Here is an 11,580-nt window from a genome sequence, read left to right as displayed (position 1 = left end):
AAGACCCTTTGGGGTTGTATGGTTAAGTGACTAAGCGTACACGGTGGATGCCTTGGCAGTCAGAGGCGATGAAAGACGTAGTAACTTGCGATAAGCCCAGATTAGGTAGTAACAACCATTTGAGTCTGGGATTTCTGAATGGGGAAACCCAATACCATAAGGTATTACTGTTGAGTGAATACATAGCTCAACAGGGCGAACCGGGGGAACTGAAACATCTAAGTACCCCGAGGAAAAGAAATCAACCGAGATTCCGAAAGTAGCGGCGAGCGAAATTGGACTAGCCCTTAAGCTTTTAATGAGACAGGTGAAGCCTCTGGAAAGTGGCGCGATACAGGGTGATAGCCCCGTAACCGACATCTCATCATCAGTGAAATCGAGTAGGGCGGGACACGTGATATCCTGTCTGAATATGGGGGGACCATCCTCCAAGGCTAAATACTACTGACTGACCGATAGTGAACCAGTACCGTGAGGGAAAGGCGAAAAGAACCCCTGTGAGGGGAGTGAAATAGAACCTGAAACCGTGTACGTACAAGCAGTAGGAGCAGGCTTGTCCTGTGACTGCGTACCTTTTGTATAATGGGTCAGCGACTTATATTCAGTAGCAAGGTTAACCATCTAGGGGAGCCGTAGAGAAATCGAGTCTTAACTGGGCGTCGAGTTGCTGGATATAGACCCGAAACCAGGTGATCTAGCCATGGGCAGGTTGAAGGTTGAGTAACATCAACTGGAGGACCGAACCGACTAATGTTGAAAAATTAGCGGATGACTTGTGGCTAGGGGTGAAAGGCCAATCAAACCTGGAGATAGCTGGTTCTCCCCGAAATCTATTTAGGTAGAGCCTCGGACGAATACTACTGGGGGTAGAGCACTGTTAAGGCTAGGGGGTCATCCCGACTTACCAACCCTTTGCAAACTCCGAATACCAGTAAGTACTATCCGGGAGACACACGGCGGGTGCTAACGTCCGTCGTGGAGAGGGAAACAACCCAGACCGCCAGCTAAGGTCCCAAATTATAGCTAAGTGGGAAACGATGTGGGAAGGCTTAGACAGCTAGGATGTTGGCTTAGAAGCAGCCATCATTTAAAGAAAGCGTAATAGCTCACTAGTCGAGTCGGCCTGCGCGGAAGATGTAACGGGGCTAAGCTATAAACCGAAGCTGCGGCAATGCATTTTATGTATTGGGTAGGGGAGCGTTCTGTAAGCCGTTGAAGGTGTGTTGTAAAGCATGCTGGAGGTATCAGAAGTGCGAATGCTGACATGAGTAACGATAAAGGGGGTGAAAAACCCCCTCGCCGGAAGACCAAGGGTTCCTGTCCAACGTTAATCGGGGCAGGGTAAGTCGACCCCTAAGGCGAGGCCGAAAGGCGTAGTCGATGGGAAACGGGTTAATATTCCCGTACTTCTTACAATTGCGATGGGGGGACGGAGAAGGCTAGGTGGGCCTGGCGACGGTTGTCCAGGTTCAAGTGCGTAGGCTTGAGAGTTAGGTAAATCCGGCTCTCTTTAAGGCTGAGACACGATGTCGAGCTACTACGGTAGTGAAGTCATTGATGCCATGCTTCCAGGAAAAGCCTCTAAGCTTCAGATTGTAAGGAATCGTACCCCAAACCGACACAGGTGGTCGGGTAGAGAATACCAAGGCGCTTGAGAGAACTCGGGTGAAGGAACTAGGCAAAATGGTACCGTAACTTCGGGAGAAGGTACGCTCTTGACGGTGAAGTCCCTTGCGGATGGAGCTATTGAGAGTCGCAGATACCAGGTGGCTGCAACTGTTTATTAAAAACACAGCACTGTGCAAAATCGTAAGATGACGTATACGGTGTGACGCCTGCCCGGTGCCGGAAGGTTAATTGATGGGGTTAGACTTAGGTCGAAGCTCTTGATCGAAGCCCCGGTAAACGGCGGCCGTAACTATAACGGTCCTAAGGTAGCGAAATTCCTTGTCGGGTAAGTTCCGACCTGCACGAATGGCGTAATGATGGCCACGCTGTCTCCACCCGAGACTCAGTGAAATTGAAATCGCTGTGAAGATGCAGTGTACCCGCGGCTAGACGGAAAGACCCCGTGAACCTTTACTACAGCTTGGCACTGAACATTGACCCTACATGTGTAGGATAGGTGGGAGGCTTTGAAGACGGTACGCCAGTATCGTTGGAGCCGTCCTTGAAATACCACCCTTGTAGTGTTGATGTTCTAACTTAGACCCGTTATCCGGGTTGAGGACAGTGCCTGGTGGGTAGTTTGACTGGGGCGGTCTCCTCCCAAAGAGTAACGGAGGAGCACGAAGGTGGGCTAATCACGGTTGGACATCGTGAGGTTAGTGCAATGGCATAAGCCCGCTTGACTGCGAGAATGACAATTCGAGCAGGTGCGAAAGCAGGTCATAGTGATCCGGTGGTTCTGTATGGAAGGGCCATCGCTCAACGGATAAAAGGTACTCCGGGGATAACAGGCTGATACCGCCCAAGAGTTCATATCGACGGCGGTGTTTGGCACCTCGATGTCGGCTCATCACATCCTGGGGCTGAAGTCGGTCCCAAGGGTATGGCTGTTCGCCATTTAAAGTGGTACGCGAGCTGGGTTTAGAACGTCGTGAGACAGTTCGGTCCCTATCTGCCGTGGGCGTTGGAAGATTGAAGGGGGCTGCTCCTAGTACGAGAGGACCGGAGTGGACGAACCTCTGGTGTTCGGGTTGTGTCGCCAGACGCATTGCCCGGTAGCTAAGTTCGGAAAGGGTTGTTCGAGACTAGAACGTTGATAGGCAGGGTGTGTAAGTGCTGTGAGGCATTGAGCTAACCTGTACTAATTGCCCGTGAGGCTTAACCATACAAGAACTAGCTTCTAGGAACTTAAACAAAATTTGCTTGGCGACCATAGCGATTTGGACCCACCTGATTCCATGCCGAACTCAGAAGTGAAACGAATTAGCGCCGATGGTAGTGTGGGGCTTCCCCATGTGAGAGTAGGACATCGCCAGGCTTTAAATTTATCGAAGAGCCCGTTTGTAAAAACGGGCTTTTTTAGTCCTAAAGGGACATCTTGATGCTGATATAGCTCAGGTGGTAGAGCGCATCCTTGGTAAGGATGAGGTCCCCAGTTCGAGTCTGGGTATCAGCACCATTTACTGTTTGTTTTATGCTTTTCGATAAGAGCTTAAAGCAAAACGTAAAGAATTTTACTTGGCGACCATAGCGATTTGGACCCACCTGATTCCATGCCGAACTCAGAAGTGAAACGAATTAGCGCCGATGGTAGTGTGGGGCTTCCCCATGTGAGAGTAGGACATTGCCAGGTTCTTAATTAGACAAAGCCCTAACAGCGATGTTAGGGCTTTTTCGTACCCGAAGTTTGGGCAGAAATGTCATCCCCAATTCTTCGGGGCACAATGGCGACAATGTTTCTACGCAAAATATCTGTCATGTTGATATATACGGTCACGCAAGTTTTGTATCCATGGTCGAGAAGGGGGATTTTGCTTAAGAAACATCATCGCCTCGCGTATTCGACTTTTTGCCAAGTTCCCCAGCTCAGTCATTGAGCTCTACTTCTGTTCATTCAAGTCCCAATCATATTCATAACTAAACTTACCACTAAGGTTCGCTAGCTCTGGATGGTATTTGGCTAAGTGCTGAATCAAATCCTGCGGATTGCCAAAATCATCGGCAAACCAATCGTAGATGGAAGAAAGTTGAGTTTTACCGTTGGATTGAAGAACCCCTTTATCGCTATTAATAAACTCTTTGGCGGCTTTCTCTAGTAGTTGCTCGCTGTTTTCAGCGGTAAACGCTTGTGATTGCAGGTTAGGGCAACCTAAACTCGCGCAGTTAACCGCATAGTGAGTACGAGGGTCATTCCATATAGGTCGTAGGATTCGGTGTTCGATATCGTTGAGGGTTAACTCATGACCGTTAATAGTGATCACATACTCTCCCCACGGCCCAAAGCTAAATAGTCCACCTAGCTTAGTGATTGACTTAATGGGATACTCTTCAAGGATCAGGTCTACTGTGATGGCATTGTAGAGGTTGACCCAATAAGCATACTGTTCGGCTTTGCTATACGCTCGAGGGTCATAGATAGATAGGTGAGCAATATAGGCTTTTAACTGCTGTTTATCATCGTTAGTGACATCTGCGTATTTGACTAGGGTATTCTCTCCTGATGACACTAGATACTTGTCTAAAAACTTTTGCCAGGGTTGATGAGAGATAACACTGGTGTTGGTTTCATCTGACTTGCTCCATAACGGCCAAAGCTCTGATTTAGGGGCGGCGAAAGTTTGGAAAGAGATAATGGTCAGTAGCAAAGTAATGATGCGTATCATCCGGTGGCGTCCTAATTTAAAAGTGCTTATGTGAATAGACCTAGTTACTACAGAGTTTGTTTCGCGACAAAACAAAAAAGGTCAGCCGAAGCTAACCTTTTGTCTATTTGGTATCAATTTGCGGGTTACTTGAGGAAGCTTGGAATATTTGCTTCAAAAGCCGCAATTTTGTCTTCATGTTGAAGAGTTAGGCCGATGTTGTCTAAGCCGTTGAGTAGGCAGTGGCGACGGAACTCATCAATCTCAAACGAGTACTCCTTTCCGTTAGCTCGTACTAAATTTGCTTCTAGGTCCACTTCAACTTCTGCCCCTTCGTTTGCTTCAACGAACTGGAAGATTTCATCCACTTCTTGCTCGGTTAGGCGTACTGGAACCATTTGGTTATTGATTGAGTTTCCGTAGAAAATATCGGCAAAGCTTGGAGCAATCATCGCTTTGATGCCGTAATCCGCCAGTGCCCATGGCGCATGTTCGCGAGACGAGCCACAGCCAAAGTTTTCGCGAGCTAGCAGGATAGAAGCGCCCTGGTAACGAGGTGCATTCATTACGAATTCTGGGTTTAGCTGCTCGCCAGCGTCATCGAGAAAGCGCCAATCGTGGAATAAGTGCTTACCGAAACCTAGACGAGAAACCTTCTGTAGAAACTGCTTGGGGATAATAGCATCTGTATCGACATTCGCTGCATCTAGAGGAACAACTAAGCCGGTATGTTGTTTAAAGCCTGACATATTTTTACTCCTCTTATAGTTCACGAATATCAACGAAGTGACCAGCAATTGCTGCGGCTGCGGCCATTGCTGGGCTGACTAAATGGGTGCGACCGTCACGACCTTGGCGACCTTCAAAGTTACGGTTTGAGGTAGAAGCACAGCGCTGCTGAGGACCTAAGCGGTCATTGTTCATTGCAAGACACATAGAACAGCCCGGTAGACGCCATTCAAAACCTGCATCGATAAAGACTTTGTCTAGACCTTCAGCTTCAGCTTGAGCTTTTACCTGTTCAGAACCTGGAACAATTAGCGCTTGAACATGAGACGCCACTTTCTTGCCCTTGGCAACTGCAGCCGCTGCGCGCATATCCTCTATACGAGAGTTAGTACAAGAGCCAACGAATACCTTGTCGACCGGATAGTCAGATAACTTAGTACCAGCTCGTAAGCCCATGTAGCCTAAAGCTTTCTCTGCTGACGCTTTCTCTACAGGGTCAGTAAAGCTTGCCGGATCCGGAATTGGTGTATCAACAGAGATAACCTGACCAGGGTTTGTTCCCCATGTGACTTGTGGTTTGATGTCAGCGGCGTTTAGTGTGACTACTGCGTCAAACTCGGCGTCGTCATCCGTTTTAAGTGACGACCAGTATTCAATCGCTGCTTCTAGATCTTCACCTTGCGGAGCAAACTTACGACCTTTGATGTATTCAAAAGTGGTTTCATCTGGTGCGATTAGGCCTGCTTTCGCACCTAGCTCGATCGCCATGTTACACACTGTCATACGACCTTCCATGGTAAGATCAGTAATTGCTTCACCGCAGAACTCAACTACGTAGCCAGTACCGCCCGCTGCGGTCGTTTCGCCGATGATGGCTAGGACGATATCTTTTGCAGTAATGCCCGGCGCTACCTTACCTTTTACTTCGATCTTCATGGTTTTTGCACGTGCTTGTTTTAGCGTTTGAGTCGCTAGCACGTGCTCTACTTCTGAAGTGCCGATCCCGAATGCAAGAGAACCAAATGCACCGTGTGTTGCTGTGTGCGAATCACCACAAACAATGGTCATACCCGGCAGAGTGATACCTAACTCTGGCCCCATAACGTGCACAATACCTTGGTATTTGTGGTTGATGTCATAGAGGGTGACACCAAACTCTTCACAGTTCTTAGATAGCGTTTCCATCTGGATACGTGCCATCTCACCGGAAGCGTTAATGTCCTTAGTTTGTGTTGAAACGTTGTGGTCCATAGTCGCAAATGTTTTGCTGACTTGGCGAACCTGACGACCTTTCTCTCGCAGACCATCGAATGCTTGAGGCGACGTTACTTCATGAACCAGATGGCGGTCGATGTATAAAATAGGGTTCTCACCCTCAGCGGCTACGGCGACGTGCGCGTCGTAGACTTTTTCATATAATGTTTTGCCCATTGCTCTTCCTCGTCGTCCTTGTCACTGCAACTGTGTTAGCTTCTCTCAATCAGCTTGGTCATTTAGTGTAAACTCCCAAGTCTGATTGATATCGCTGCCTTGTCGCAACACCAATGACTTAGAGGAAGTGCCTCTGCCATTGGGTTAGTATTATTAATGACGACTTTAATCTGTTGTGTTTGTGTATTCAGTAATTATGAGTTCAGGATGTACTCAGCGATTTTATCGCCCATCTCTGAAGTCGATAGTGCTGGTTTGTCGCCTGATAGGTCGCCAGTCAGTTCACCTGCTGATAGCGCTTTAGATACCGCAGCTTCAATGTCTTGAGCGGCAGCTTCTTCGCCTAGGCTGTAACGCAGCATTAGTGCAGCAGAAAGGATCTGTGCAACTGGGTTTGCGATGTTTTTACCTGCGATGTCTGGAGCACTACCGCCTGCTGGCTCGTATAGACCAAACTTACTTTCATTAAGTGACGCTGAAGGTAGCATACCCATAGAGCCGGTGATCATCGCACACTCATCAGAGATGATATCGCCGAAGATGTTTGAGCAAAGCATCACGTCAAACTGCGCAGGGTCTTTGATTAGCTGCATGGTTGCGTTGTCGATGTACATGTGTGAAAGCTCAACATCTGGGTAGTCTTTTGCGATCTCTTCTACTACTTCACGCCAAAGGATAGAGCTTTGCAGTACATTGGCTTTATCTATAGAGCATACTTTTTTACGGCGTAGGCGAGCAGATTCAAAAGCAATTTTAGCGATACGCTCGATTTCGAAACGGTGGTAAACCTCAGTGTCGAACGCTTTCTCGTTAGCGCCTTCACCTTCACGGCCTTTAGGTTGGCCAAAGTAGATACCGCCAGTTAGCTCACGAACTACCACAATATCGAAGCCATTACTGGAAATATCAGCACGTAGAGGGGAAAACGCCTCTAGGCCTTTGTGGATTTGCGCTGGACGAAGGTTACAGAACAGCTGGAAGTGTTTACGAAGTGGAAGCAGTGCCCCGCGTTCCGGCTGATCGTTAGGTGGTAGGTGTTCCCATTTTGGGCCGCCAACTGAGCCGAAAAGTACTGCATCAGAATCTTCACATGCCTTTACTGTGCTTTCTGGAAGTGGGCAGCCGTGGTTATCAATGGCGATACCACCAACATCGTGCTCATCACGTGCAAAGCTAATGCTGTGTTTCTTTTCGATAGCATCTAGCACTTTGTGGGCTTGTGCCATTACTTCTGGGCCAATACCGTCTCCTGGTAAAACGGCAATTTTGTAAGTGTTGTCTGTCATGTTAGTCCTTGAATATTTATATTTTTTATCGATTCAAGGGACGACTCGCGTCCCTGGAGTCTTTTATACTGTTTCAATTTTCCTCTGTTTGATCTCGGCGATCTTATCGGCGCGGTGGATGCTGTTAATAACATGCAATAACGCTTGCCCGGAAGCTTCAACGATATCGGTCGAAACGCCAGTTCCGTGGTACTTACGACCTTTGTAGTTAGCAATAATATCCGCTTGGCCTAGACCATTTTCACCCTCACCTTTAGCGGTTAGATCAAACTTATCTAGAACAATATCATATCCGGTTACTCGATAGATACACTGGTAAAGCGCATCGACCGGACCATTACCTACCGCAGCTTCGGCTTGCTCTTGGTCACCGCACTGAAGTTTGATACTTGTTGTCGCCATAACGCTGCCTGATTGCACGCTTAGGTAGTTCAATTTGTAGAAATCGTCCTCTTCGCGAAGGTTAGAGAAGTGCATCAAGGCTTCTAGGTCATAATCAAATACTTGGCCTTTGCGATCCGCTAGCTTCAAGAAGTCTTCGTATAGCGCGTCTAGGTTGTACTCATCTTCTTTGTAGCCCATGGTGTCCATGTGGCTCTTCACCGCAGCACGGCCACTGCGACTGGTTAGGTTCAACGCTTGGTTTTTAAGACCAATAGACTCAGGTGTCATGATTTCGTAGGTGTTTTTGTTCTTAAGCATGCCATCTTGGTGGATACCTGAAGAGTGGCTGAATGCGTTTGCACCTACGATAGCTTTGTTATCTTGAATTGGCATGTTACAAAGCTGGCTGACTAACTTACTGGTGCGGTGAATTTCATCATGTTTAAGGCCAGTGTGAACGCCTAGTAGTTCTTGGCGAGTTTTGATGATCATTGCGATCTCTTCTAGCGAACAGTTACCTGCACGCTCGCCAATACCATTGATGGTACCTTCAATTTGACGTGCGCCTGCTTGCACCGCTGCAATGGAGTTGGCGACGGACATACCTAAGTCGTCATGACAGTGGACTGAGATGATGGCTTTATCGATATTTGGTACGCGGTTAAATAGCGTTTGAATAATGCCACCAAACTCGTTTGGTACTGTATAGCCCACCGTGTCAGGGATGTTGATTGTGTTTGCTCCCGCATCGATAGCCGCCTCGACCATACGACAAAGATTATCGATTGGAGTTCGGCCGGCATCTTCACATGAGAATTCAACATCATCGGTGTAATTACGTGCGTGTTTTACCGCTCTAACACCCATTTCAACTACATCATCATAGCTACGGCGAAGTTTATCTTGTACGTGAACGGTAGAAGTCGAGATAAAAGTATGGATACGGAACTGGTCAGCAACTTTTAGCGCTTCAGCTGCCGCATCAATATCTTTTGCTACGGCACGTGAAAGACCACAAATCCGACTATTTTTTATGTTGCGAGCGATAGTCTGCACCGATTCAAAGTCACCAGGAGAAGAGACTGGAAACCCAGCTTCGATAACATCAACCCCGAGCCTTTCAAGCGCGTAAGCAATTTGCAGTTTCTCTTTAACCGTCAAGCTTGCTGACAATGCTTGTTCGCCATCACGCAAAGTGGTGTCGAAGATAATGACTTGATCGTTCATGTTCGCTTCCTTAGTGATTCGATGCTTTTCACATCAGTTAATCGTTTACTTCCAGTATTTTTGTATAAAAAAACCCGCATCTCAGTGCGGGTCTTATGTAATTCTGTGTGGTTATTTTTCTTCCACAGCCTACCCGCGCGATTGTGTCACGATAAGGAGGAGGCTCAGCAGGATAGAAAAACGGTTCATCATTGTTAACGGTTCCTAGAGGGCGTTAAATAATCCACAAAATTAAGTTAACAAATTAGTACCGCACTCAGGAGGGAACGTCAACCACTAAAGTGGATTTTTTATTCAAGTCAGATCAGTAATGTAAGAAAACCGTCAAAATATGGCCTTTCGAGCTAAATGGGAGTCAGTGCCTAATTCTAGTTTTATGTCATCGAAATACTGCGAAAATTTCACCTTGATGTCATTAAGCCCCGTTAATTTGAGCGCAACACCGTTAATAAAAGGAGTCGGGAATGCGTTCTATAGAACCTATTGCTAAATTTGATCTGGCGTTCTCTCTTTTTTGCTTGCAGCATAAGTTTACCTATCCCGTATCGCGTTTGAGTAAAGCAGTTTCGCACACCGGCGATGGGCATCTCTATGCGGTATTTGGTCTGATAGCGTATATGTTCGCCGGTACTGAAGGTAAACTTTATCTCTATGCGGGTTTGTTAGCCTTTGCCATCGAGCTTCCTATCTATTGGCTGGCTAAAAACCTGTTCAAACGTCGCCGTCCGAAAGAACTTTCTGACTTAGTCACACCTTTTATAACGCCATCTGACCGTTATAGCTTACCTTCTGGGCATACGGCAGCTGCTTTCTTAATGGCGTCGATTACCAGCGTATATTTTGCTGAGTTGGAGACTTTTGCATTTGTCTGGGCCACCTTGATAGGAAGCTCACGCATTTTACTCGGCGTTCACTTTTTAACTGATGTTCTACTTGGCGCTTTATTGGGCATAGGTAGTGCTCAGCTTGTTTTAACCATTGTCGCGGGGTAAGCATGAAGATTTTGTACGGCGTTCAAGGGACAGGGAATGGGCACATTGCTCGAGCTAGAGCTATGGCTAAGTGCTTATCTGATGCGGGAATGGAGGTTGATTATCTGTTTTCAGGTCGAGATGAGAGTCAGTACTTTTCTATGGAGTCGTTTGGCAAGTTTCAAACCCGAAGAGGGCTCTCTTTTGTTAGTGACAAAGGCACAGTGAACTACTTTAAAACCTGTTTATCAAATAACTTATGGCAATATTGGCGGGATGTCAGCGAGCTTGAACTATCGGGATATGATTTAGTGCTTAATGACTTTGAGCCTGTTTCGGCGTGGGCCGCAAAAAGACAAGCGGTTCCTTCCATTAGTATTAGTCATCAGAACGCGTTTCGATACTCAGTACCGTGTCAAGGCGCTGGCTGGATTGACATGCAAGTAATAAAACATTTTGCCCCTGCTGACCACCACATCGGTTTGCATTGGTACCATTTCGACCAACCTATTTTGCCGCCGATTATCCATACTCATCAAAGTACAGTGGCAGAAGAGCCTATTATTTTAGTTTATTTGCCCTTTGAAGATGTTACGGATATATCAGAGTTATTACTTCGCTTCACAACTCAGAACTTCGTTTGTTATCACCCTGATATTAGTGAGCCTAGTCGTATGGACAATATTGAGTTTATGCCGTTGGGATTAAAATCTTTTCAGGCTCATCTTCATCGGTGCCGGGGGGTGATAGCCAATGGCGGCTTTGAACTCCCATCTGAAGCTCTTACGCTAGGGAAAAAATTATTGCTTAAACCATTGTCAGGGCAATTCGAGCAGCTTAGCAATGTCGCGACATTGGAAGAGCTGGGGTTGGCGACTTGTATGAAAACGCTCGATGCTTCAGCTGTACGAAATTGGCTTGAAGATTCTAACTGTGAAAGTATTAGTTACCCTGATGTTGCACTCGCCATTGTTGAATGGATAAAACAAGGCAATTGGGAAGATCAGTCCGAGTTAAAAAGCCGCTTATGGGAGAAAGTAGACTTTCCAGACTACGTGACAAATCTATAGCAAACGTTTTCTACTGTCATGTAAACAGCATCAATTATTGATGCTGTTTTTGGTTTTGTCAGCTCAATCATAGCCCCGCTGTATGGTCCAATGATGTAGATTGCATTATGGTTCGAGATAAAACTATAAGGTATTGTTATAAAAATACATTAATTATAAGTTTTTATAATGA

At 46.7% G+C, this 11,580-nt stretch carries 7 protein-coding genes, 1 tRNA gene and 3 rRNA genes; 6 read left to right on the top strand and 5 right to left on the bottom strand.

Going from position 1 to position 11,580, the window contains the following annotated elements; genetic code table 11:
- Positions 1-20 precede the first annotated feature (20 nt).
- The 4 genes from QTO00_RS09935 (at position 21) to rrf (QTO00_RS09920) (ending at position 3,301) form a co-directional block, all read left to right on the top strand.
- Positions 21-2,834, top strand: a 23S ribosomal RNA gene (locus tag QTO00_RS09935).
- 36 nt (positions 2,835-2,870) lie between these two features.
- A 5S ribosomal RNA gene (gene rrf / locus QTO00_RS09930) occupies positions 2,871-2,986 on the top strand.
- Positions 2,987-3,051: 65 nt separating this feature from the next.
- Positions 3,052-3,127 (top strand) — tRNA-Thr (locus QTO00_RS09925).
- Positions 3,128-3,185: 58 nt separating this feature from the next.
- Positions 3,186-3,301 (top strand): 5S ribosomal RNA (rrf, locus tag QTO00_RS09920).
- 247 nt (positions 3,302-3,548) lie between these two features.
- Here rrf (QTO00_RS09920) and QTO00_RS09915 read toward each other — a convergent pair.
- The 5 genes from QTO00_RS09915 to leuA form a co-directional block, all read right to left on the bottom strand.
- Positions 3,549-4,331, bottom strand: a complete 783-nt coding sequence (locus QTO00_RS09915; protein ID WP_331424607.1) for a DUF547 domain-containing protein — start codon at positions 4,329-4,331, stop codon at positions 3,549-3,551.
- A gap of 125 nt (positions 4,332-4,456) precedes the next feature.
- Positions 4,457-5,059 (bottom strand): 3-isopropylmalate dehydratase small subunit, encoded by a 603-nt coding sequence (leuD, locus tag QTO00_RS09910; protein WP_331424606.1) that lies wholly within the window; start codon positions 5,057-5,059, stop codon positions 4,457-4,459.
- A gap of 13 nt (positions 5,060-5,072) precedes the next feature.
- Positions 5,073-6,470 (bottom strand): 3-isopropylmalate dehydratase large subunit, encoded by a 1,398-nt coding sequence (leuC, locus tag QTO00_RS09905; protein ID WP_331424604.1) that lies wholly within the window; start codon positions 6,468-6,470, stop codon positions 5,073-5,075.
- A gap of 194 nt (positions 6,471-6,664) precedes the next feature.
- On the bottom strand, positions 6,665-7,756 hold the full coding sequence (gene leuB / locus QTO00_RS09900; RefSeq protein WP_331424603.1) for a 3-isopropylmalate dehydrogenase: 1,092 nt from the start codon (positions 7,754-7,756) through the stop codon (positions 6,665-6,667).
- A gap of 63 nt (positions 7,757-7,819) precedes the next feature.
- Positions 7,820-9,367, bottom strand: coding sequence for a 2-isopropylmalate synthase (leuA, locus tag QTO00_RS09895; RefSeq protein WP_331424601.1), 1,548 nt, complete (start codon positions 9,365-9,367; stop codon positions 7,820-7,822).
- A 464-nt stretch (positions 9,368-9,831) separates the two neighbouring features.
- On the opposite strand from leuA, the gene QTO00_RS09890 reads away from it, so the two are divergent.
- A complete protein-coding gene (locus QTO00_RS09890) occupies positions 9,832-10,359 on the top strand; it encodes a phosphatase PAP2 family protein (RefSeq protein WP_331424599.1) in 528 nt (175 codons plus the stop codon).
- Between the two features lie 2 nt (positions 10,360-10,361).
- Positions 10,362-11,408, top strand: a complete 1,047-nt coding sequence (locus QTO00_RS09885) for an MJ1255/VC2487 family glycosyltransferase (protein ID WP_331424598.1) — start codon at positions 10,362-10,364, stop codon at positions 11,406-11,408.
- The last annotated feature ends 172 nt before the right edge of the window (positions 11,409-11,580 follow it).

Source organism: Vibrio sp. M260118, assembly GCF_036533755.1.
Taxonomy (GTDB): domain Bacteria; phylum Pseudomonadota; class Gammaproteobacteria; order Enterobacterales; family Vibrionaceae; genus Vibrio.
Note: the sequence above shows the minus strand (reverse complement) of the source record. Positions and strands in the feature narration are given on the sequence as shown.